Source organism: Pseudooceanicola marinus (genome assembly GCF_020177265.1).
GTDB lineage: Bacteria > Pseudomonadota > Alphaproteobacteria > Rhodobacterales > Rhodobacteraceae > Pseudooceanicola > Pseudooceanicola marinus_A.
This window is the reverse complement of sequence record NZ_JAIVMC010000003.1, coordinates 55,573-78,092: the sequence shown is the minus strand read 5'-3', so window position 1 is coordinate 78,092 and position 22,520 is coordinate 55,573. Positions and strand designations below refer to the sequence as shown.

The window sequence follows — 22,520 nt, the reverse complement described above, 5'->3', positions numbered from 1 at the left end:
AATGACTTTGCAAAAATTTGCAGGCGCTAACATGGCGGACCTGCAAATTCTGCATACCATGTTGCCGCAGGGGGCGCCTGCACGCTTGCCGCGCGCCGAACTCCTCCCGTACCCTTCCGGACATTGGGTTTAAGGAGGAGGAGGCCAATGACCTATTCCGAGGTCTATGCCGCCTGGAAGGCGGACCCCGAGGCATTCTGGATGGACGCCGCACAGAGCATCGACTGGGCCCAGGCGCCCAGCAAGGCCTGTTTTGCCGATGCCGGACCGGCGGGCGAATGGTTCGCCGACGGCATGGTGAACACCTGCTGGAACGCGGTGGACCGCCATGTCGAGGCAGGCCGCGGCGATCAGATCGCGATCCAGCACGAAAGCCCGATCACCCACGCCACCAAGGGCATCACCTATGCCGAGCTGCAGAAACGCGTGGCGAGCCTCGCCGGCGCGCTGCGCATGCGCGGGGTGGAAAAGGGCGACCGGGTCATCATCTACATGCCGATGATCCCCGAGGCGCTGGAGGCCATGCTGGCATGCGCGCGCCTTGGCGCCGTGCATTCCGTGGTCTTCGGTGGCTTTGCCGCCCATGAACTGGCGGTGCGGATCAACGACTGCACCCCCAAGGCGATCATCGCGGCCTCCTGCGGGCTGGAGCCCAACCGGGTGGTGCATTACAAGCCGCTGCTGGACGACGCCATAGACCAGGCCGAGCACAAGCCCGAGTTCTGCGTGATCTTCCAGCGCGAACAGGAGGTTGCCAAGCTGATCGAGGGGCGCGACTTCTCCTGGCACGGCTTCCAGTACGGGGTGAAACCGGCCGAGTGCGTGCCCGTAGAGGGCAACCACCCGGCCTATATCCTCTATACCTCCGGTACGACCGGCCAGCCCAAGGGCGTGGTGCGCCACACCGCCGGCCACCTGGTCGCGCTGAACTGGTCGATGAAGAACATCTACAACATCGAGGCCGGCGACCGCTTCTGGGCTGCCTCGGACGTGGGCTGGGTCGTGGGTCACAGCTACATCTGCTACGGGCCGCTGATCGCGGGGGCCACCACCGTGGTCTTCGAGGGCAAGCCCGTGGGCACGCCCCACCCCGGTGTCTTTTGGCGGATCATCCAGAACAACCGCATCAAGAGCTTCTTCACCGCCCCAACGGCGCTGCGTGCCATCCGCCGCGAGGACCCGGACGGCGAATGGATCCGGCGCTATGCGAAACATGATCTGCAGGCGATCTTCCTGGCGGGCGAACGCGCCGATCCGGCCACCATCGAATGGGCCGAGAAGCATTTCGGCGTGCCGGTGATCGACCACTGGTGGCAGACGGAAACCGGCTGGGCCATCGCGGCCAACCCGCTGGGGATCGAACTGCTGCCGGTGAAACCGGGCAGCCCCTCGGTGCCGATGCCGGGCTACGACGTGCAGGTCCTCGATGAGGGCGGCAGCCCCCTGCCCGCGGGCGAACTGGGCGCCATCGCGATCAAGCTGCCGCTGCCGCCGGGCACCTTGCCGACGCTGTGGAATGCCGAAGACCGGTTCAAGAAGAGCTACCTGACCACCTTCCCCGGGTATTATGAGACCGGCGATGCGGGCATGATCGACGAGGATGGCTATCTCTACATCATGGCGCGCACCGATGACGTGATCAACGTGGCAGGCCACCGCCTGTCGACCGGCGCCATGGAAGAGGTCCTGGCCAACCACCCCGACGTGGCCGAATGCGCAGTGATCGGTGCCGCGGACGCGCTGAAGGGCCAGGTGCCGCTCGGCTTCCTCTGCCTCAGCGCAGGCGTGACCCGCGAACACGCGGAAATCGTGAAGGAATGCGTGGCCATGGTCCGCGATCAGATCGGTCCGGTCGCGGCCTTCAAGCAGGCGGTCGTGGTCGACAGGTTGCCCAAGACCCGCTCGGGCAAGATCCTGCGCGCCACAATGATGAAAATCGCCGACGGCGAAAGCTTCAAGATGCCGGCGACCATCGACGATCCCGCCATCCTGGATGAGATCGCCACCGCACTGAAGACCATCGGCTTCGCCCCCGAACCGCAGGACGCCTGAGAGGCGCCCCTGCATGACCAAGGCAGCGAAGGAGGGCGCCCACCGGGGCCCTCCTTCTTCCGTCAGGGTCGGGCCACCAGCAGCATTGCCAGTCTGGACGACCCTGCCCCGGGACGCCGAACAGCAAAAGGGCGACCCCCAGGGGCCGCCCGTTCTCACACCAGCTTACGTTCAAGCGCCGGTCAGGCGCCGTGCTTGGCCGCGAATTCATCCACCTGGCGCTCGGCCTCGTCCTTGGCCACGCCGTAGCGTTCCTGCACCAGGCCCACCAGTTTCTGGCGATCGCCGTTGGCGACATCCACGTCGTCGTCGGTCAGCTTGCCCCACTGCGAGATGGCCTCGCCCTTGATCTGTTTCCAGTTGCCTTCGATACGATCCCAATTCATCGGAATTCTCCTTTCGGGTCATCTGTGGCGGGAGGTCCCGGCCTCCGTCACCCTATCAACCCGACACCCGCCCGACAGGTTCCGTGACGGTTCGATGACGCGGCGCCGGAATCGGCCGGAAATGGCCGCCTTCCGATGAGCCCTCGGTCAGGAAAACTGTTCGCGGATCAGCCGTTCTTCCAACCCGTGGCCGGGGTCGAAGAGAATGCGATGCTCCACCCGCGGCTCCGAGCCGATCTCCACCGACAGCACGTTAGAGACAGAGCGGCGGCTGTCCGCATCCGCCATGATCGGGCGCTTTTCCGGCTCCAGGATGTCGAAGCGGATCGTCGCCTCCTTGGGCAGCAAGGCGCCGCGCCAGCGACGGGGGCGGAAGGGGGCGATGGCCGTCAGCGCCAGCACGTCGGACCCGATGGGCAAGATCGGCCCGTGGGCGGAATAGTTGTAGGCGGTCGAGCCCGCGGGCGTGGCCACCAGCGCGCCGTCGCAGACCAGCTCCTCCATGCGGACGCGGCCATCGACCGAGATCCGCAGTTTCGCCGCCTGGGGCCCGGCGCGCAGCAGCGAAACCTCATTGATCGCCAGAGCCTCCTGCACCTTGCCGTCGGCCCGGGTGGCCCGCATCAGCAGCGGGTTAATCACCTCTTCCTCAGCGCCCGACAGGCGTTCGACCAGGTCGTCCTCGGAAAACTCGTTCATCAGGAAGCCGATGGTGCCGCGGTTCATCCCATAGACCGGGGCCGAAAGCGCCTGGGTGCGATGCAAGGTGGCCAGCATGAAACCATCGCCGCCAAGCGCCACGATCACGTCCGCCTCGGCCTCCGGCACCGTCCCGTAGCGCGCCGACAGCAACTTGCGCGCGGCCTGGGCGGTCTGGCCCCGGCTGGCGGTAAAGGCAATCTTGATGGGCATGCGTCGTCGTCTCCAGCGCGGGCCGGGGGCCCCGGCGCACGCCGGTTTCCGAAAGCCCTCATCCGGTTCCGAAACAAGCATAAATGTCCAGGAGGCACCAGCCCCGCCGGGAAACCTGCGCCGGACGCCGCTTTTCATGATCATCATGACGATTTGGGGCCTTCCGACGGCGCCTCTTGCGCGCTAACTAGCGCTGAACCTGACCAAGGAGAACGCCCATGTCGGACACCGGCTTTTTCACCGAGGCCCTCGAAGCCCGCGACCCCGAGATCTTCGGCGCCATCACCAAGGAGCTGGGCCGCCAGCGCCATGAGATCGAGCTGATCGCCTCGGAGAACATCGTCTCCCTGGCCGTGCTGCAGGCACAGGGCTCGGTGATGACGAACAAATACGCCGAAGGCTACCCGGGCAAGCGCTACTACGGCGGCTGCCAGTTCGTCGACATCGCCGAAGAGCTGGCGATCGAGCGCGCGAAAGAGCTGTTCGGCTGCAACTTCGCCAACGTCCAGCCGAACTCCGGGAGCCAGATGAACCAGGCCGTCTTCCTGGCGCTGCTGAAGCCGGGCGACACCTTCATGGGTCTCGACCTGAACTCCGGCGGTCACCTGACCCACGGCTCCCCCGTCAACATGTCGGGCAAGTGGTTCAACGTCGTCTCCTACGGTGTGCGTCAGCAGGACGAGCTGCTGGACATGGACGACATCCGGGCCAAGGCGCGGGAACACAAGCCCAAGCTGATCGTCGCCGGCGGCACCGCCTATTCCCGCGTCTGGGACTGGCAGGCCTTCCGCGAAATCGCGGATGAGGTCGGCGCCTACCTGATGGTCGACATGGCCCACATCGCGGGCCTCGTGGCCGGCGGCCAGCACCCCTCGCCCATCGGGATCGCGGATGTGGTCACCACCACCACCCACAAATCCCTGCGCGGCCCGCGCGGCGGCATGATCCTGACCAACGACGAGGCGATCGCCAAGAAGGTCAACTCCGCCGTCTTCCCTGGCCTGCAGGGTGGCCCGCTGATGCATGTCATCGCCGGCAAGGCCGTGGCCTTCGGCGAGGCGCTGCGCCCCGAGTTCAAGGACTACGCGGCCCAGGTCGTGACCAACGCCCAGGCGATGGCCGACCAGCTGATGAAAGGCGGGATCAACATCGTCTCCGGCGGCACCGACAACCACCTGTGCCTGGCTGACCTGCGTCCCAAGGGCGTCACCGGCAAGGCCGCCGAGGCTGCTCTGGGCCGTGCCAACATCACCTGCAACAAGAACGGTGTGCCGTTTGACCCGGAAAAGCCCTTTGTCACCAGCGGCATCCGTCTGGGCGCCCCGGCCGGCACCACCCGCGGCTTCAAGGAAGCCGAGTTCCGCCAGATCGCCGACTGGATCGTCGAAGTGGTCGACGGGCTGGCCGCCAACGGTGAGGACGGCAACGCCGAGGTCGAGGCCAAGGTGAAGGCCGAGGTCGAGGCCCTTTGCACCAACTTCCCGCTCTATCCCGAGATGTAAGAGCGGCTTGCGGAGGCACTGTGCGCCTCTGCGCAAAGCATAACGGGGGCGGGCCTTTGCCCGCCCCTTGCCTTGTCCGGGTTTCGGGGGTAGGCGAAGGCGCATGAAGACCGTCCGGGATTACATTTTCGTTTCCGATGCCGACCGGGGCGCCGTTGCCGCGATCGGCAATTTCGATGGCGTCCACCTGGGCCACCAGGCGGTGATCGACATCGCGCGGGCCGAGGCGGACAAGCTGGGCGCGCCGCTCGGCATCATGACCTTCGAGCCGCATCCGCGGCAGGTCTTCGCCCCCAACAGCCCCCCCTTCCGCCTGACCAACGCCGCGTCCCGCGCGCACCGGCTGGAAAAGCTGGGGGTCGACATGCTCTACGAGCTCAGCTTCACCCACGCCCTCGCCGCATTGTCCCCGCAGGACTTCGTCGAGAAGGTGATCGTGAAGGGTTTGGGCCTGCGCCATGTGGTCGTCGGTGCTGATTTCCACTTCGGTGCCAAGCGCGCCGGGAATGTGGAGATACTGAAAGAATTCGGCAAGAAGTACGGTTTCGGCGTCTCCGTTGCGCAGCTTTTGGAAAGCGGCGAACGGGAGATCTCCTCCACCGAGATCCGCACGGCCCTGGCCGAGGGCCGCCCGCGCGACGCCGCCGCCATGCTGGGCCACTGGCACCGGATCGAGGGCACCGTCATTCGCGGCGACCAGCGTGGGCGCGACCTGGGCTTCCCGACCGCCAACATGGCGATCAGCGGCCTGCACCGTCCCCGCTTCGGCATCTACGCCGCGCTGGTCGACGTGCTGACCGGCCCGCACAAGGGCAGCTACCTCTCCGCCGCCAACCTTGGCATGCGCCCGATGTTCGACGGAGAAGAGCCGAACCTGGAAAGCTACCTCTTCGATTTCCGCGGCGATCTTTATGGCTGCGAGATTTCCGTGGGCCTTGTCGAGTTCCTGCGTCCCGAGATGAAATTCGATGGGATTCAGTCGCTTATCGAACAGATGGACCGTGACTGCGCCCAGGCGCGCGAGATCCTGGCGGCGCTATGAGCGATGCCATCGACCGCACCGGCCTGCGCGACCGCTTCTGGGAGCACGTGCCGCTGAAGAAGATGACACAGCGCGAATGGGAGGCGCTGTGCGACGGCTGCGGCAAGTGTTGCCTGAACAAGCTGGAAGACGAGGAAACGGGCGACGTGGCCCTGACCCGGGTGGCCTGCCGCCTGCTGGACGGGGAAAGCTGCCTCTGCTCGCAGTACCCGATCCGCCACCAGTTCGTCCCCGAATGCATCACCCTGACGGCCAAGACGCTGGAAAGCCATCTCTACTGGATGCCGCAGACCTGCGCCTACCGGCTGCTACATGAAGGTCAGCCGCTATACGACTGGCATCCCCTGATTTCCGGCGATCCGGAAAGCGTGCATCGCGCCGGGGTCTCGGTCCGCAACATGACCGTGCCCGAGTTCGAGGTGGATGACGACGACTGGGAGGACCACATCATAGAGGAGCCGCTCTGATGTTCTTTGCATCCGACAACGCCGGGCCCGCCCATCCCTCGATCGCCGAGGCGATGATCCGCGCCAACGAGGGCTTCGCCATGCCCTACGGCAACGACGAGATCATGACCCGAGTGCGCACCCGTCTGCGCGAGATCTTCGAGGCGCCGGACGCCGTGGTGCACCTGGTCGCCACCGGCACCGCTGCCAATTCCCTGGCGCTGGCCACGCTGGCACAGCCATGGCAGCAGGTCTTCTGCTCTCCCGTCGCCCATATCAACGAGGACGAGTGCAACGCGCCCGAGTTCTACATGGGCGCCGGCAAGCTCTGCCCCGTCGGTGACAGCGACAAGATCGACCCGGCACTTCTGGCTGCCGCCATGGGCGACACCCCGGACATCACCGTGCACAGCGCCCAGCCCGGGCCGCTTTCGATCACCCAGGCGACCGAGAAGGGGCGGATCTACACCTGCGCCGAGATCGCGGAGCTCGCGGGCGTCGCCGCCCGTGCCGGCCAGCCGACGCACCTCGACGGGGCGCGGTTCGCCAATGCGCTTGTCGCCCTGGGTTGCACCCCGGCCGAAATGACCTGGCGCGCCGGTGTCGACGCCGTCAGCTTTGGCGGCACCAAGAACGGCTGCGTGGGCGTCGAAGCGGTGATCTTCTTCGACCCCGAAAAGGCCTGGGAGTTCGAACTGCGGCGCAAGCGCGGTGCCCACCTCTTCTCCAAGCACCGCTACCTGTCGGCGCAGATGGAGGCCTACCTGGCTGACGACCTCTGGCTGGACCTGGCCCGCCGGTCCAACGCGCGGATGGGACTGCTGGCCGAGGGGCTGCGCGCCCTGGGCGCCTCCTTCCTGCAGGAACCGCAGGCCAACATCCTCTTCGCCTCCCTGCCCCGCGCGATGCACCGCCGCCTGCAGAAAGCCGGGGCCGTCTACTATCTGGACGGCTCGGTCGAGGGCGCGGATGACACCATGCTGCAGGCGCGTTTCGTCTGCGACTGGTCCCTGACGGAAGAGGAAATCACCCGTTTCCTCGACATCGCCGCGGGCTGAGCTGCCGAGGACCGGCTTCGTCGCATCAGATCAAGATTTGAAAAGGCGCACGACAGCAGGTCGCGCGCCTTTTCGTAGATTCATCCTGAAAGCAAAAGCGCTTGTCGCCTTGAGCTCATCCAAAGCCCCAACAGGAAGGCGTTTTCGCTTTTCGCTCGGAATGTATGAAAAGTGAAATGGTTTCTGCCACCAGACGCGCGTCCTGCCCTGCTTTCCCAGTTCAGACGCCCGCCGGCAGGGCCGGCGGCGCGGCGACTTCGAGATCGAGGAAATCCTTGAGCAGCGACGCCACCGCCTCGGGCGCAGTCAGCACCCCCATGTGCGCCGCTCCGGCCACCACCTGGCGCCGCGCACCGGGGATCTCGGCCAGCAGCGCCTCGTTGATCCTCGGCGCGAAGACCGGGCTGTCGGCGCCATCCATCAGCAAGACCGGCAGATCCAAAGCAGCCAGTTTGCCCTCCGACAACATGCCGGCCGGGTCGCCGTAATTCGTATCCCTGATCGCGTCGATCAGATGGATGCGCGACACGAAGCCCGCCCGCTGCGCCTCGGGCAGCGACGTCCAGGGGCGGCCATCGCCCCAGACCCGCATGAAGGCCCGCGCGGCCCCGTCCCGGTCACCGGCGGCAAAGGCGGTGTCGAAATCGGCCAGGTCGCGGTCATGCTGCGCCTCCATACCCGGAAAGGCCCGGAAGGCCGCGGTGAAGAAGACGGGTTCATAGAGCGCCAGAGAGCGAACGAGGTCCGGACGGTCCACGGCCAGCCGAAGCGCCACGGTGGCCCCGAAACTGTGACCGACCAGATCCACCGGACCGCCGCCCCAGTCCTCGATCACCCGCACCGCCATGTCACGGGCCTGTTCCTGGAAGCTTTGCGCAGGATCCCAATCGACACTGCGCCCGTGCCCCGGCAGATCGAAGGCGCGCATCTGCGCCAGCCCGTCCATCGCCTTGGCGACCCCGCCCCAGGCCCCCGAATGCGCCAGGGAACAGTGGATCATCAACAGCTTGCGGCCCGTCTCCCCCCAGGTGCGCAGGCCGATCCCGTCCAAGGCATCACTCATCCCAGCCGCCCCGCAAGGTAGGCGTCCAGGTCCGCCAGCCGGTCCTGCCCCCAGAACCGCTCGGTCCCGTCGACGATGTAGAAGGGAGAGCCGAACACCCCCGCCGTCACCGCCTCCTCGGTGTAGCGCAGGAAGGTTTCGGCCCCGGTCAGCAGCCCGCTGTCAGCCAGGCCGGGATCGAACCCCGCCGCCTCCAGGGCCGCACGGATCACTTCATCCTCGGCGATGTTCTTCTCCTCCGCCCAGCAGGCGCGCATCAGAAGACGCACCAGCAGGCCGGTGTCACCGCCGCCCGCCCGGTCGGCGGCGATGATGGCGTAGCACGACGGCGCGGGGTTGGTCGGGAAAAACGCCGGCTCCAGCACCAGGTCCATCCCCGTCTTCGCCTTGGCCCGGCGCAACTCCTGCATCCGGTACGCCTGCCGCGCGGGTGGCCGCTCGCCCAAGGGCTGCCCGCCGCTACGGGCAAAAACCGCCATCAGATCAACGGGTTTGTAGCGGATCTGGGCCTCATGCTCAGCCGCGATCCGTTCCAGACCGTCGCCAGCCAGATAGGCCCAGGGCGAGATCGTCGTGAAATAGTAGTCAATGATCCGCGTCATCCTGGCGGCCCCTCCCCTGCAGCGTGGTTTGGCAAGACGTTACCGGGGTGCTAAGGCGTGTTCAACGTCACGAATCTGTCATCCCCTGCCCTGTCGGGCCTGCTGCCTCCCGGAGACATCCTCATGCCGAATATCATCGAACCCAAGCTGATCGCGGGGAATTCGAACATGCCGCTTGCGACCTCGATCGCGCGCCGCATGTCGATGCACCGCGGCATGAACGTCGGCCTGGTCGACGCGCGGGTCGAACGCTTCAACGACGGCGAGATCTTCGTCGAGGTCTTCGAGAACGTCCGCGGCGAGGACATGTTCGTGATCCAGTCGACCTCGAACCCCGCCAACGACAACCTGATGGAACTGCTGATCATGACCGACGCGCTGCGTCGCTCCTCGGCCAGCCGCATCACCGCCGTGATCCCCTACTTCGGCTATGCCCGCCAGGACCGCCGCACCAAGGCCCGCACGCCGATCTCGGCCAAGCTGGTCGCCAACATGTTGGTCGAGGCCGGCGTCGAGCGGGTCCTGACGATGGACCTGCACGCGGCCCAGATCCAGGGCTTCTTCGACATTCCGGTCGACAACCTCTACGCCAGCCCGATCTTCGCCCTGGACATCAAGGAGAAGTTCAAGGACCGCATCGACGAGATCATGGTCGTATCGCCCGACGTCGGCGGCGTGGCCCGCGCCCGCGAACTGGCGAAGCGGATCAACGCGCCGCTGTCCATCGTCGACAAGCGCCGCGAAAAGCCCGGCGAAGTGGCCGAGATGACCGTCATCGGCGACGTGAAGGACAAGATCTGCGTCATCGTCGACGACATGTGCGACACTGCCGGTACGCTGTGCAAGGCGGCGGAACTGCTGCTCGACTTCGGCGCGAAGGAAGTGCACGCCTATATCTCCCACGGTGTCCTGTCCGGCCCCGCGGTGCAGCGGATCACCAACTCCGTGATGGAGAACCTGGTGATCACCGATTCCATCGCCGCCACCGAACCCGTCGCCGCCTGCGAGAAGATCCGCGTGCTGCCGACGGCTCCGATGTTCGCCCAGGCGATCCTGAACATCTGGAACGGCACCTCCGTCTCCTCGCTCTTCGAGCAGGGCACGCTGGAGCCGATCTACGAAGGCTTCTTCCGCGGCTGAGGCGTCAATCGCCCGGCCCGACGGTTGCCCCAAGGACAGATCCGTTGAGCCAGGCCGCACCGGCGCGCCGTGAGTATTTGAAACAAGGTGAAGACAGGAGGGCGCCGCCGCAGTGGCGCCCTCCTTTTTTAATGGAGAGCGTGCAACCTCCGTCCCCCGCGCCACAGGCACCGGTCAAACACCTCCCCTTATCCTTCACGTCGTCAAAAATACTCCGGGGGGTCCGCGTCAGCGGACGGGGGCAGAGCCCCCCTTCCCCTCACCGCTTTGCCGCGAAGAAATTCTTCAGCAGGGCTTCGGCCTCGGCGGCGGCGATCCCGTCGATCACCTCCGGCACGTGATGCGCCTGGGGGTGGGCGAAGATGCGCGGTCCCTGGGCCACGCCACCCGACTTGGGATCCGCGGCCCCATAGACCACTCGCGCGATCCGGGCCGCGGAAATGATGGCAGCACAGAAGGGACAGGGCTCCAGCGTGACGTAGAGGACATGGCCCGGCAGACGCTCCGACCCGGCAGCGGCACAGGCGGCGCGGATCGCCAGGACCTCCGCATGGGCCGTGGGATCCGACAGCTCCCGCGTGCGGTTGCCGGCCCGGGCCACGACCCGGCCATCGGGGGCGACCAGCACCGCGCCTACGGGGACCTCGCCACGGCCGGCAGCCGCGCGGGCCTCGTCCAGGGCCGCGTCCATGTGAGAGGTAAAGGGGGGCTGCGTGACACTCATGCCCCTGTCTGGCGCGCGATGAATGCTTTCGCAAGCGCCCAAGCTGCGCTAGAGCCGGGACATGAGCCCGAAAAAACCGACGCGCCCCGGCGGCCCCCGCCCCGGCAGCCCCCGCCCTGACCGTCCTGCCAAACCCGGCCGCCCCCGGCGCCCCGGCCCGAAAGGGGCGCCTGCCGCCGACAGCGCGCCTGTCTCCGCCGCCCCGCAAGGCAGCGGATCCGACCGGATCGCCAAGGTCATGGCACGCGCGGGCGTCGCCAGCCGTCGCGATGCCGAGAAGATCATCGAAGCGGGCCGCGTCAGCGTGAACGGCAAGGTCATCACCAGCCCGGCGCTGAATGTCACCGGCAAGGACAAGATCGTGGTGGACGGCAAGCCGCTCGGCCCGGCGGACCCGCCGCGCGTCTGGCTCTACCACAAGCCCACGGGGCTGGTGACCACCGCAAAGGACGAACAGGGCCGCGAGACCGTCTTCGACGCCCTGCCCGAGGATCTGCCCCGGGTGATGAGCGTGGGCCGGCTCGACCTCAACTCCGAAGGGCTGCTGCTGCTGACCAATGACGGCGAGGTGAAACGGCGGCTGGAGCTGCCCGAGACCGGCTGGGTGCGCAAGTACCGCGTCCGGGTCAAGGGCGCGCCGACCGATGCCACCCTCGCGCCCCTGCGCGACGGCGTGGTGGTCGACGGCGAGCATTTCCAGCCCATGCAGGTCACACTGGACCGGCAGCAGGGCGCCAATGCCTGGCTGACCGTCGGCCTGCGAGAGGGGCGCAACCGCGAGATCCGCCGCGCCATGGAAAACATCGGCCTGACGGTGAACCGGCTGATCCGCGTCAGCTACGGCCCCTTCCAGTTGGGCACCCTGAAGGCCGGTGAGGTCGAGGAGCTGCGCCCGCGCGTCCTGCGTGACCAGCTGGGGCTGGAGATCGACCCCGACGCTGCCCCCCGCCCGAAACGCCTGCCCCGCAAGGGCGCGGAGGCCGACAGCGGCACGCGCGGCTTTGCCGGGCAGGGCCCCCGGTCCGGCGGAAAGGACGCCCGCAGTGGCAAGGGAACGCGCGGCGGCAAGGGCGGGCTGATCGGTCGCGCCGAACTGCGCGGTGGCAAGGGCGGCCCTCGTGATGGGCGCTCTGCGGACAGCGCGCGGGAAGATGGACGCTCTGGCCGCAAGCCCGGTGGCGCCGGACCCTTCGGTGGCAAGGGTGACACCAGTAAACCGCAGGGCGGCAAGGGTGGCCCGCGCCGCGACACCGGCGGCCCTTCGGGCCCGCGCAGCGGCCCTCACAAGGGACGGCCCGGCAACGGCAAGCCGCCGCGCGGATCGCGCTGACGACTGCCTCGTCCGAGACTCCCTTCTGACAGTTTGATGACAATTCCCAAGGTAAGCCCCCTCTGGCCCGTTTTTCGGCGGGCCAGGGGTTTCGTCTGCCCGTGGTCCGGGACTAGCCTGCTCCGATGCCGCCGCGCCGGATATCGACCAAGGATTTGTTACATTCCGGTGCTTTGGCTGTGAGACACCCGCAAGAGGTGTCGGGCCATCCGGCGCGCCCCGGAGGCCCGGGTGTCCGGCGACCCGTCGGGCGCGATGAACAGGAGGAGAGCAGCAGATGTTGGAGGCCCTTCGCCAGGCCGCCAGTGCGGCCCGACCGGAGGTCGACACCGTCTCGGCGCTGGAATTGCCCGAACCTTCCCCCGCGCACAGTGCCCTGTCGCTGGAGGCGGTCAGCGATGCCTTCGCCGACCAGATCCGTGCGCGGATGGCCGATCTGGACCTGGCCGATGCCGGGGCCCTGCGCAGGTTCGGGCGCGCCGGGGATGACGGGCTGGGGCGGATCAGCCACGAGATGCTGCTTGCCCTGGACGCCGGGGAGAATACCCATATCGCACGGGAGCTGACGGCCCTGGCCCGGGCCCTGGCCGCGACCCAGTCCGGGGCAGCCTCGGCGCCCGATGCCGTGTCAGCCCGTCCCACCCTGTGGCAAAGGCTGCGCCGTCGCCCCGCGCCCCGTGCAGGCCGGCAGGCGGCAGAGGCCTGGCGCCAGGTCGGGCGGCTGGCGGAAGACCTGCTGCGGCGACACCGTGACCTGATGGCGCGCCTGCGGCGTCTGGATCTGCTCTATGAACAGGGGCTGGACCATTACGACGCGCTGGCCCTGGACCTGGCCGCCGGGCAAGAATGCCTGCGCCTGGCGCGGCTGGAGCTGGCCATGACCCACCGGCCGGACCCGATCCCTCTTGCGGTGCCCCCGCCCTGCTGCGACGTGCTGGAACGGCGGCTGGAGGCTGTGGCCGCCACGCGTCATCGGGTGGCGCAGACGCTGCCACTGGTGCGGCTGGCGCAGGAGGAGGACAAACGTCTGCTGCGACATCTCTCGGACCTTCTGAGCCGCGCGCTGCCCGACTGCGCCCGCGCCGCCGAAACCACCCCGCCCGGCCCCCAGGAGGTCGCGCAGCACGACCATTGCCTGACTGCCCTTCTGCAGGGACAGGCCCTTGCCGAACAGGGGCAGGCCCGTCAGGAGATGGCGCGAGACGCCCTGCATCAGATGGCGCAGGCGCTGGCCGACCCCTCCGCCGGCGGCCAACCGCCGAAATCCTGAGCCCGGCCCGCCCGCCTGTCCCGATACGTTCCCGGACCGGCGAAACCCCGCCCAGACAGGGGCCGGCGGCCCCCCGTGCGAGGGGGGCGGTCCTTTCCACAAAGGCCGTCCTGTCGTATGGGGAAGCGTGTAAATCGTACTCGGTGGGGGCCGATCGGTCATGACAGACAAGGCAGAGCCGCCCGCAGGCGGTCTTTCGCGGTCCGCAGATCCGCGCTCATCCGGGCGGCGGAGGGGCGCCGTGCGCTGGTCGACGCGGATCCGTCCGCTGGCCCTCGGCATGGTCCTGCCGCTTCTGCTGTCTGGCTGCGCCGACATGGCCGACCTCTTCGGCCCGAAGGGCCCGCCACGGGAAAGCCTGCGTCCTGTTCCGCGCAGCGAAACCGCCGCACGACCCGAGGTCGCCTCGGTCGAAAGCCGCCTGCTGGCTGCCTACTACGCCGAGGCCCAGACCCGGGATCTGGCGGCCGGGCTGTTGCGCCAGGACGGCGGGGGCGGCGCTGAAGCGGCCCATGATCGCGACGATCTGGTGCGCAACTTCGAACGGATCGCCTTCTACAGCGAACACCGGGCCGGGGCCGGGCTAGCGCCCGCGGACGACATGCCGGGTCAGCTGCTGCGCTGGCAGCAACCCGTGCGGATGCGGGTCACCTTCGGCACCTCCATCGACGAAGCGACCCGGGACGACGACCGCGCGGTCCTGCGCGGCTACGCCCGTCGCCTCGCCCGCGCCACGGGCCATTCGATCGGTCTGGGCACTGGTTCAGGCGGCAATTTCCACGTGCTGGTGATGGGCGAAGACGACCGCGAAGAGGCCATCGCCGAGCTGCGCAGCCTCGTGCCCAACCTGTCGGCCAGCACGATGAACACCCTGCGCACCCTGCCCCGCGACATCCCCTGCCTGGTGATGGGCTTTGCTGCGGCGGGCAACCCGGCGACCTATGACCTGGCCGTCGCCCTGGTGCGGGCCGAGCTGCCGGAGCTGATGCGCCGCGCCTGTTACCACGAGGAGATCGCCCAGGGCCTTGGCCTGCGCAACGACAGCCGCGCCGCGCGCCCCTCCATCTTCAACGACGATGGCGAGTTCGCCTTGCTGACGGCCCAGGACGAGATGATGCTGCAGATCCTCTACGACAGTCGCCTGCGCCCGGGCATGTCGCTGGACGAGGCCCACCCGATCATCGAGCAGATCGCGGCCGAGCTGATGCCGGAGGTCACCGCGGACGCCAGCCCGCTCTGACCTCAGGCTCCGCGGCCTGCGGGCTGCGCAGGATCACGCGGCTTCGGCCAGAAGTTCGGTGATCCGATCGGTCAGCGCGCCACGCCGCCCTTCGAATTCCATGCCCGTCAGAGCCGCGATCGCCGCGTCGGCCCGGCCCTGCTCGATCATGTGCTGCACCGCGCCGGCATAGGCGTGGAAATCGTCGTGCAGCAGGCAAAGCTCGGCCACATAGGGATCGGACGGAGCCTGCCGCCGCATTTCCCCCAGACATCGGCCCAGGCGGCACTGGCTTTCATCCTGTGCGCGCAGATGCGCCAGGCCGGAGCGGCGTCCGCGCCGCAGGCGCAGGGCCATTTCCAGATGCAGGTCGCGCCAGCGGTCCAGCGCATCTCGCGCCGCTTCCAGTTCGTCGATCAGGTCAGGTCGATAGAGCATGCCACACCTCCTCATCACGGCAACATTCAAGCATCCTTGGCGTCTTTCCTTTCCCCGATCTTGAACGCCGGACACTTTGCCTGCGGCGCCCCCTCTCGCGCCGCCTGCGCGGATCGGCTAGGCCTTGGAAAACGAAGGAGAGATGCGATGCGGGCGTTGCTGCAACGGGTGACCGAGGCGAAGGTCGAGATCGACGGCGAAACGGTGGGACGCTGCGGGCGCGGCCTGATGATCCTGGTCTGCGCCATGCAGGGCGACACGACGGCCCAGGCGGAGAAGCTGGCGGCGCGGGTCGCCAAGCTGCGCATCTTCGAGGATGAGGCGGGCAAGATGAACCGCTCCCTCCGGGACATCGAGGGGTCCGCGCTGGTGGTCAGCCAGTTCACCCTGGCCGCCGACACCTCGCGCGGCAACCGCCCCGGCTTCTCCGCGGCCGCCGCGCCGGACGAGGGGCGCGCCCTTTACGAGCATTTTGCCACGGCCCTGGCAGAGCAGGAGAGCATCCCGGTGGAAACGGGGCGTTTCGGCGCCGACATGCAGGTCAGCCTGACCAACGACGGCCCGGTGACGATCTGGGTGGAGGTCTAGGATCGGCCTGGCGGCCCATACCCCCCCGGGGGGAAGGCGCACAACGCGCGACGAGGGCGGAGCGCCCGGGCGTCACGTCAGACCGACACCTCGGCCATCAGCTCGTCCTTGGTCAGCTCGGACTTGCTGCCCGACGCCGTGACCGATCCACGGCGCAGCACGTAGAACTTGTCCGCCAGGCCATAGGCGAATTCGAAATACTGCTCGACCAGCACGATCGCCATGTCGCCGCGATCGCGCAGGTATTCGATGACCCGGCCGATCTGCTGGATGATGTTGGGCTGAATGCCCTCGGTCGGCTCGTCCAGCAGCAACAGCTTCGGCTTGGTCAGCATCGCCCGCGCGATGGCCAGCTGTTGCTGCTGCCCGCCCGACAGGTCGCCCCCGCGCCGGTTCAGGAAATCCTTGAGGATCGGGAACAGCTCGTAGATCTCGTCGGGGATGTGGTGTTCGGACCGCGGCAGGCAGGCATAGGCCGTCTCCATGTTCTCCTGCACCGTCAGCAGCGGGAAGATCATCCGCCCTTGAGGCACGTAACCGATCCCCTTCTGCGCCAGCATATGCGCGGGCAGTTTCCCCAGATCCTCGCCATCCAGCGCCATGGTCCCGCCAGAGCGCGGGTGCGTCCCCGAAATGGCCTTCAGCAGAGAGGTCTTGCCCACGCCGTTGGTCCCCATGATGCAGGTCACCTGACCCTGGGCGGCAGAGAGGTCGATCCCGTTCAGGATCTGGCTTTGACCGTAGTGGAGGGTCAGTCCGTTCACATCCAGCATCTCAGCGCCCCAGGTAAACTTCGATGACGCGCGGGTCGGCGGTCACATGGTCGAGAGAGCCTTCGGCCAGCACCGATCCCTCGTGCAACACCGTCACCTTGCAGCCCAGGCGCCGGACGAATTCCATGTCATGTTCCACCACCACCACGGCGCGGGTCTTGGCCAGCGACACCAGCAGGTCGGTCGTGTGTTCACGTTCCGCCAGGGTCATGCCTGCGGCGGGTTCGTCGACCAGCATCAGGCGCGGTTCCTGCGCCAGCAGCATGCCGATCTCCAGCCATTGCTTCTGGCCGTGCGACAGCTCTCCGCTGGTGCGGGACAGGAAGGCGGCCAAGCCTACCTCCTCGGCCAGTTCGCCCACCCGGGCGCGGTCGGCGCGGGTCGGACGATAGAAGAGACAGGCGAAGGCGCCGCGCGGGTTCTTCAGCGCCATCAGCAGGTTGTCGAAGACCGACTGGTCCTCGAAGACGGTGGGACGCTGGAACTTTCGCCCCAGCCCGGCCTGGGCGATCTTCGCTTCCCGCATCTTCAGCAGGTTGCGCGACAGCTCCCCCCACAGGACCTTGCCCTCGTCCGGCTTCGTCTTGCCGGTGACGATATCCATGAAGGTGGTCTTGCCCGCGCCATTGGGGCCGATGATGGCGCGCAGTTCCGCCTCTCCGATGGAGAAGCTGAGGTTGTTGATCGCCTTGAACCCGTCGAAGCTGACGGAGACGCCGGAGACTTCCAGAAGCGCGCTCATTCCCGGCCCTCCTCTTCGCGCAGGGCGCCCTTGTCGGGGCCGTAGTCGGCGCCGTGGCGATCTGGGGCCACGCGGGCCGAAACCAGATCGACCAGGCCGCCGATGCCCTTGGGCGCGAAGAGCGTGACCAGAACGAAGCTTAGACCCAGCAGGACCAGCCACCAGTCCACCCAGTCGACGGTGTAGACCCCCAGCGGGATCGAGGGCACCATGCCGCCGGTGAACCAGGTGGAGACGAGGCTGACCACCGCCGCACCGATCACCGCGCCGTAGAGCCGCCCCCGCCCGCCGATGGCGACCCAGACCGCCAGGTAGATCGAGGCAATGGGCGCCACTTCGCCCGGGTTGATGATGCCTGCCTGCGGGTAGTAAAGAGCGCCGGCAATGGCGGCGATGATCGCGGTGAAGGTAAAGATGAAGAGCTTGTAGCCCTCGACAGAGTAGCCGAGGAAGCGCACCCGTGCCTCGTCATCGCGGATGCCGCGCACCACGGATCCGAACTTGCCCGAGACCACCCAGGCGCAGAGCACATAGCCCAGGCCGAGCGCCAGGGCCGAGGCCCAGAGGAACCACAGGGAGATCCAGTCCTGCCCCGCCTCGACACCCGGCAGGTTCTGCAGACCCGACAGGCCGTTGTTGCCGCGCAGCCCGCTTTCGTTCTGGAAGAGGTAGAGCGACAGGGCAAGCGTCATCGCCTGGGTCAGGATCGACAGGTAGACGCCGGTGACGCGCGAGCGGAAGGCCAGCCAGCCGAAGACCAGCGCCAGCAGCCCCGGCACCAGCACCACCAGCGCCAGTTGCAGCGGCAGGGAATGGGCGAAGGCCCAGATCGCGGGGAAGTCCGAGCTGCCGACAACGCCGAAGATCTGGCTGCCGATGGCATCGCGCACCTCGTCCGGCGTGGGCGGGATGGCGGCATTGGCCAGGCTTTCGGCCACGATGATCTCGGTCCGGGCATACATCAGCCACATGCCGATCATGTAGCCCCCCAGACCAAAGAAGGCGAAATGGCCGAGGCTGAGGATGCCGCAGTAGCCCCAGACCAGATCCATGGCGATGGCCACGAGGCATAGGCAGAGAGTGCGTCCCAGCGTCTTGATGAAGGACGTCGAGAGCAGTTCGGCGCCCATGGCATGCGACATAAGGGTGACCGCCAGGGTGAAGACCGCGAGCAGTGCGAGGAAGATCAGCACCGAGGGATTGCGGGCGATGAAGCTCTGTCTCATGCCGTGTCTCCCTTGGCGGGGGTGGCGGGGGGGCGTTCTCCCCCGGGGCCGCGGGCCCCGCCCCCCAGAATATTTCCGGCCAGCAAATGAGAGGGCCATGGCGCGAAGATCAGGCCGGCGAGCGGGGTGGTCATCGGGATCATCTGGGGCCCTCCTCGTCTGCATCCGGGCGGCCACCGTCGATGACGGGCAGCGGCGGGCGGTCGAGATTGGCGGGGGGATGCTGGTAGAACATGGGCGATCAATCTCCGGCGGCGCGGCCCTTGAGGGCGATGATGCCGCGGGGGCGGAACTGGATGAAGATGATGATGAAGACGATCATGTAGGTCTGCGCCGCCAGGGTGTTGGACGGGTTGAACCACTCGATCCCCTTCTGCAGGAAGCCGATCATCGTGGCGCCCAGAAGGGTGCCCCAGATGTTGCCGACCCCGCCCACGACCACGGTCATGAAGCTTTGCACGATGTACTGCTGGCCGATTTCAGAGGTCACCTGGGCGTAGAGCCCGATCGCCACGCCCGCGATTCCCGCGATGCCGGAGCCCAGGCCGAAGGTCAGCATGTTCACCCGGTCGGGGTTGATCCCCATGGAGGCGGCCATTTTCGGGTTCTGGGTCACCGCGCGGGTTTCCAGACCGAGCCGCGTCTTCTTCATCATGAAGAGGAAGAGACCGAGGAAGATCAGCGCCAGAACGAAGATGGCGATGCGGATGTAGCTGATGCCGACGATGTCGTTCATGACCCAGGACCCGTTCAGCCAGTCGGGCGAGGTCAGCGGGCGGGCCTGGGTGCCAAAGATGTTCTTGGCCAGTTGTTGCAGCGCGATGGAGACGCCGAAAGTGGCCAGCAGGGTTTCCAGCGGGCGGGAATAGAGCCAGCGGATCACCAGCCGTTCCATCGCGACGCCGGCGGCGAAGGTCACCGCGAAGGCCGTGGGGATCGCGACAAGGATCGAGACGGTATAATCGGGGATCACCTGTTGCAGCACGTAGCCGGTATAGGCGCCCATCATGATGAACTCGCCATGGGCCATGTTGATGACCCCCATGACGCCGAAGGTGATGGCCAGGCCGATGGCCGCCAGGAAGTAGATCGAACCGAGTGACAGCGCATCAAGTGCGAGGTCCAGCACCTGGTTCAATGCCACCATGCGCGAGATCGAGGCGAGCGCGGCATTGGCGGCACCGGTCACGTCAGCGTCGGCTTCGGCATAGGTTTCATAGAAGACATGGTCGGCCAGTGCGCTGTCGATGTCGGCCTCGGTCGCGGCCGGCTCCACCAGCCCCTCGGCCACCAGCGCGTCGAAGGCGCGATCACGGGCGGCGGGTTCCGAGAGATCGGAGAGCGGAACGCCCGCCACGGCGCCATCCTCGATATGCTCCGCCAGGGTGCTGCGCAGATCGTCGGAGGAGACCAGCGGCGGGGCCAGGCCCTCGTCGACCAGCAGCTGGTAGGCCTCGGTCCGGGGCAAGGCGTCAGAGCCGGGGCGCAGCTCTCGGGCGATGTTGCGGCCCTCGGGCAGATCCGTCGCCGCGCTGCGGGTCGTGGCGACCAGCGGGTTCAGCGCCGCACGCACCGCCACGTCCAGGTTGCCGGCGACGCTTTCGATGGCCGCGATCCGGTCGGCCTTGTCCTCGGCATAGCTGATGGTCAGCAGGGTCAGCAGCTGTTCCTTGCGGGCGCGCAGGCCCGGGTCCGTCTCACTGTCGATGGAGGCGCGCAGGGGGTCGAGGTGGCTGGCCTCGCCGTTGCGGTCGATGCTGTCCAGCGCCTCGGCGCGGATGGCCGGATCGGGATCCTCCAGCTGGAAGCGCACCAGCGCGGCCCCGATCAGGCCGCGGATGCCGGAATTGGGGCGCAGGTCCTCATAGCCGTCGTCATCCTCCAGCGTCATCACCTCGGCGCCGGTATCGACGTCGAAGAGGTGATAGATGCGGTCATCGTCGCGGGTCACCCGGTAGAAGGTCAGGTCGGCCTCGTTCACCCAGATCTCGCGTTCGGCCCAGGCGACCAGAAAGTCGGGGGCCTGCGGCAGGCCGGATCCGGCCACGGCGTCGATGGCGGGCTGGATCGTGCGGCGGGAGCTGTCGAGGAAAAGCTCGGCCTGTTCCTGCAGGATCGGCTGGAGCGAGGCGGCGTCCTCGGCGCTGTCGGTCTGGGCCAGGGCCGCCGGCACCGGCAGGACGAAAGCGGCGATTGCGATCAGCAGCGTCGCGACAGCCTGAATGAGACGTTTGGGCATTTTGGTCCTGCGGCGGAAGGTCAGCGAGCCGGGCGGGACGGCAGGGAGGAGGGTGCCGGCCCGCCCGGACCACCCGGGCGGAGGAGTTCCGCCCGGGACGTTCGGCGTCAGATCAGTAGTTGGACTGTTTCTGCACGCAGGTTTCGGTGTCGGTGTTGTACATGCCGCAGTCGAGACCCGGCCAGTCGGACTTCAGCACCGCGGATTCCGGCAGGAAGTCGGTCCAGGCGTCGCCCGGCACCGGATCGGTTTCCGAGATGATGTCGAACTGGCCGTCTTCGAGGATCTCACCGATCAGCACCGGCTTGGTCAGGTGGTGGTTCGGCAGCATTTCCGCCGTACCGCCGGTGAGGTTCGGGAAGGTCTGGCCGACCATCGCCTCGATCACCGTATCGACGTCGGTGGTGCCCGATTCCTCGACCGCGTTCACCCACATGTTGAAGCCGATGTAATGGGCTTCCATCGGGTCGTTGGTCACGCGGTCCTCACCGGCGAATTCCTTCCACGCGGCGATGAACTCTTCGTTCTCGGCGGTGTCGGCGGACTGGAAGTAGTTCCAGGCGGCCAGGTGGCCCACCAGCTCGGAGGTGTCGAAGCCCGACAGTTCCTCTTCGCCCACGGAGAAGGCAACCACGGGGATATCCTCGGCCGAGACGCCCTGCGCGGCCAGCTCCTTGTAGAAGCCCACGTTGGCGTCGCCGTTGATGGTCGAGATCACGCCGACCTTCTTGCCGTCTGCGCCCAGGGCCACGACGTCCGACACGATCTTGGACCAGTCGGAATGGCCGAAGGGGGTGTAGTTGACGAAGATGTCTTCCTCCGCGATCCCCTTGTCCATCAGGTAGGATTCGAGAATGTTGTTGGTGGTCCGGGGGTAGACGTAGTCGGTGCCCAGCAGGGCGAACTTCTCGACGCCCAGTTCCTCCAGGTAGTAATCCGTGGCCGGGATCGCCTGCTGGTTCGGCGCGGCGCCGGTGTAGAACACGTTGTAGGAGCTTTCCTCGCCCTCGTACTGGACCGGGTAGAACAGCAGGCCGTTCAGTTCCTCGATCACCGGCAGGACGGATTTGCGGCTGACGGAGGTCCAGCAGCCGAACATCACGTCGACCTCGGACACGGTCAGCAGCTCGCGCGCCTTTTCGGCGAAGAGCGGCCAGTCGGAGGCGGGATCGACAACCACGGCTTCCAGCTGCTTGCCCATGACGCCGCCCTTGGCGTTCTGCTGCTCGATGAGCATCAGCATGGTGTCTTTCAGCGTGGTTTCCGAGATCGCCATCGTGCCGGAAAGCGAGTGCAGGATGCCGACCTTGATCGTGTCGTCCTGCGCCATCGCCGCGCCCGACATCAGGGCCGTGGCAGCGGTCGCGCTCAGCATCATTTTCTTGAAATGCGACATTGGATGGTATTCCCCTTCATGGCGCCGCCTCGGGCACAGGGGATCGGCCACGGTTGGAACCGCGGGCAAACCGTCCTATATCTCCCCGAGCGACTTTTTATAAAAGTTGCTTCTCCGTGCGGTGGTGACCGAACCGCCAGATTGGAAGCCACCGCACATTTTGCTTTCACGCCGTCTTGCGCGGCGCGTTTCGATGAACGCCGGTTCGGCAAAGTTTTCCTACATTCACGGCCAAGTGACCGCGCGAAAGCCGGGGCCTTGCGGGCAATTGCACATTTAGAACGCATTTTTCGCGACAAATGCCCTAAAAATGGGCACCCAACGAGGGCATCGACCTTCGATGTGAAGATGTCGCCGCGTCAGCCCCTGACT

At 67.0% G+C, this 22,520-nt stretch carries 21 protein-coding genes; 10 read left to right on the top strand and 11 right to left on the bottom strand.

Features of this window, described 5'->3' with window-relative positions; all coding sequences use genetic code 11:
• Positions 1-147: 147 nt before the first annotated feature.
• Positions 148-2,052 (top strand): propionyl-CoA synthetase, encoded by a 1,905-nt coding sequence (locus LC066_RS05050; RefSeq protein ID WP_224896922.1) that lies wholly within the window; start codon positions 148-150, stop codon positions 2,050-2,052.
• 182 nt (positions 2,053-2,234) lie between these two features.
• Here LC066_RS05050 and LC066_RS05045 read toward each other — a convergent pair whose 3' ends face one another.
• Both LC066_RS05045 and LC066_RS05040 read right to left on the bottom strand, forming a co-directional pair.
• Positions 2,235-2,438 (bottom strand): CsbD family protein, encoded by a 204-nt coding sequence (locus LC066_RS05045; RefSeq protein WP_085886261.1) that lies wholly within the window; start codon positions 2,436-2,438, stop codon positions 2,235-2,237.
• A 147-nt stretch (positions 2,439-2,585) separates the two neighbouring features.
• Positions 2,586-3,350 (bottom strand): NAD kinase, encoded by a 765-nt coding sequence (locus LC066_RS05040; RefSeq protein ID WP_222476514.1) that lies wholly within the window; start codon positions 3,348-3,350, stop codon positions 2,586-2,588.
• Between the two features lie 218 nt (positions 3,351-3,568).
• On the opposite strand from LC066_RS05040, the gene glyA reads away from it, so the two are divergent.
• From glyA to LC066_RS05020, 4 genes are all read left to right on the top strand, one after another.
• On the top strand, positions 3,569-4,852 hold the full coding sequence (glyA, locus tag LC066_RS05035; protein ID WP_224896920.1) for a serine hydroxymethyltransferase: 1,284 nt from the start codon (positions 3,569-3,571) through the stop codon (positions 4,850-4,852).
• A 103-nt stretch (positions 4,853-4,955) separates the two neighbouring features.
• On the top strand, positions 4,956-5,894 hold the full coding sequence (locus LC066_RS05030) for a bifunctional riboflavin kinase/FAD synthetase (RefSeq protein WP_224896918.1): 939 nt from the start codon (positions 4,956-4,958) through the stop codon (positions 5,892-5,894).
• Positions 5,891-6,361 carry a YcgN family cysteine cluster protein gene (locus LC066_RS05025; protein WP_224896916.1) on the top strand — a complete coding sequence of 157 codons (471 nt, stop codon included), beginning with the start codon at positions 5,891-5,893 and terminating at the stop codon, positions 6,359-6,361. The genes LC066_RS05030 and LC066_RS05025 overlap by 4 nt, the downstream gene beginning before the upstream one ends.
• Positions 6,361-7,398, top strand: a complete 1,038-nt coding sequence (locus tag LC066_RS05020) for a threonine aldolase family protein (protein ID WP_224896914.1) — start codon at positions 6,361-6,363, stop codon at positions 7,396-7,398. Before LC066_RS05025 ends, LC066_RS05020 begins: the two co-directional genes overlap by 1 nt.
• Before the next feature lie 220 nt (positions 7,399-7,618).
• On the opposite strand, the gene LC066_RS05015 is transcribed toward LC066_RS05020, so the two are convergent.
• Both LC066_RS05015 and LC066_RS05010 read right to left on the bottom strand, forming a co-directional pair.
• Positions 7,619-8,461, bottom strand: coding sequence for an alpha/beta fold hydrolase (locus LC066_RS05015; RefSeq protein ID WP_224896912.1), 843 nt, complete (start codon positions 8,459-8,461; stop codon positions 7,619-7,621).
• On the bottom strand, positions 8,458-9,063 hold the full coding sequence (locus LC066_RS05010) for a 2-hydroxychromene-2-carboxylate isomerase (protein ID WP_224896910.1): 606 nt from the start codon (positions 9,061-9,063) through the stop codon (positions 8,458-8,460). The genes LC066_RS05015 and LC066_RS05010 overlap by 4 nt, the downstream gene beginning before the upstream one ends.
• A 123-nt stretch (positions 9,064-9,186) precedes the next feature.
• On the opposite strand from LC066_RS05010, the gene LC066_RS05005 reads away from it, so the two are divergent.
• Positions 9,187-10,203: a ribose-phosphate pyrophosphokinase gene (locus LC066_RS05005; RefSeq protein WP_085886629.1), complete on the top strand. Its 1,017-nt coding sequence runs from the start codon at positions 9,187-9,189 to the stop codon at positions 10,201-10,203.
• A 259-nt stretch (positions 10,204-10,462) separates the two neighbouring features.
• Here the strand turns inward: LC066_RS05005 and LC066_RS05000 are convergent, their stop codons facing one another.
• Positions 10,463-10,927 carry a nucleoside deaminase gene (locus tag LC066_RS05000; protein ID WP_224896908.1) on the bottom strand — a complete coding sequence of 155 codons (465 nt, stop codon included), beginning with the start codon at positions 10,925-10,927 and terminating at the stop codon, positions 10,463-10,465.
• A 61-nt stretch (positions 10,928-10,988) separates the two neighbouring features.
• On the opposite strand from LC066_RS05000, the gene LC066_RS04995 reads away from it, so the two are divergent.
• From LC066_RS04995 to LC066_RS04985, 3 genes are all read left to right on the top strand, one after another.
• Positions 10,989-12,257 carry a pseudouridine synthase gene (locus tag LC066_RS04995; RefSeq protein WP_263625000.1) on the top strand — a complete coding sequence of 423 codons (1,269 nt, stop codon included), beginning with the start codon at positions 10,989-10,991 and terminating at the stop codon, positions 12,255-12,257.
• Between the two features lie 277 nt (positions 12,258-12,534).
• Complete coding sequence (locus LC066_RS04990) at positions 12,535-13,527, top strand: toxic anion resistance protein (RefSeq protein ID WP_224896906.1); 993 nt, start codon at positions 12,535-12,537, stop codon at positions 13,525-13,527.
• A gap of 241 nt (positions 13,528-13,768) precedes the next feature.
• Positions 13,769-14,767 (top strand): DUF2927 domain-containing protein, encoded by a 999-nt coding sequence (locus LC066_RS04985; protein WP_224896904.1) that lies wholly within the window; start codon positions 13,769-13,771, stop codon positions 14,765-14,767.
• A gap of 33 nt (positions 14,768-14,800) precedes the next feature.
• Here LC066_RS04985 and LC066_RS04980 read toward each other — a convergent pair whose 3' ends face one another.
• Positions 14,801-15,184, bottom strand: coding sequence for a hypothetical protein (locus tag LC066_RS04980; protein ID WP_224896902.1), 384 nt, complete (start codon positions 15,182-15,184; stop codon positions 14,801-14,803).
• A gap of 147 nt (positions 15,185-15,331) precedes the next feature.
• Here LC066_RS04980 and dtd point away from each other — a divergent pair, with 147 nt between their 5' ends.
• Positions 15,332-15,772, top strand: coding sequence for a D-aminoacyl-tRNA deacylase (gene dtd / locus LC066_RS04975; protein ID WP_224896900.1), 441 nt, complete (start codon positions 15,332-15,334; stop codon positions 15,770-15,772).
• 77 nt (positions 15,773-15,849) lie between these two features.
• On the opposite strand, the gene urtE is transcribed toward dtd, so the two are convergent.
• From urtE to urtA, 5 genes are all read right to left on the bottom strand, one after another.
• Positions 15,850-16,545: an urea ABC transporter ATP-binding subunit UrtE gene (gene urtE / locus LC066_RS04970; RefSeq protein WP_222476483.1), complete on the bottom strand. Its 696-nt coding sequence runs from the start codon at positions 16,543-16,545 to the stop codon at positions 15,850-15,852.
• A 1-nt stretch (position 16,546) separates the two neighbouring features.
• Positions 16,547-17,287 carry an urea ABC transporter ATP-binding protein UrtD gene (gene urtD / locus LC066_RS04965; RefSeq protein ID WP_222476479.1) on the bottom strand — a complete coding sequence of 247 codons (741 nt, stop codon included), beginning with the start codon at positions 17,285-17,287 and terminating at the stop codon, positions 16,547-16,549.
• Positions 17,284-18,513: an urea ABC transporter permease subunit UrtC gene (urtC, locus tag LC066_RS04960; RefSeq protein WP_222476474.1), complete on the bottom strand. Its 1,230-nt coding sequence runs from the start codon at positions 18,511-18,513 to the stop codon at positions 17,284-17,286. The genes urtD and urtC overlap by 4 nt, the downstream gene beginning before the upstream one ends.
• A 241-nt stretch (positions 18,514-18,754) precedes the next feature.
• On the bottom strand, positions 18,755-20,752 hold the full coding sequence (gene urtB / locus LC066_RS04955; RefSeq protein ID WP_224896899.1) for an urea ABC transporter permease subunit UrtB: 1,998 nt from the start codon (positions 20,750-20,752) through the stop codon (positions 18,755-18,757).
• A gap of 112 nt (positions 20,753-20,864) precedes the next feature.
• The gene (urtA, locus tag LC066_RS04950) at positions 20,865-22,130 is read right to left on the bottom strand and encodes an urea ABC transporter substrate-binding protein (RefSeq protein ID WP_412103230.1); all 1,266 of its coding nucleotides are present in this window, start codon (positions 22,128-22,130) and stop codon (positions 20,865-20,867) included.
• Positions 22,131-22,520: the final 390 nt, after the last annotated feature.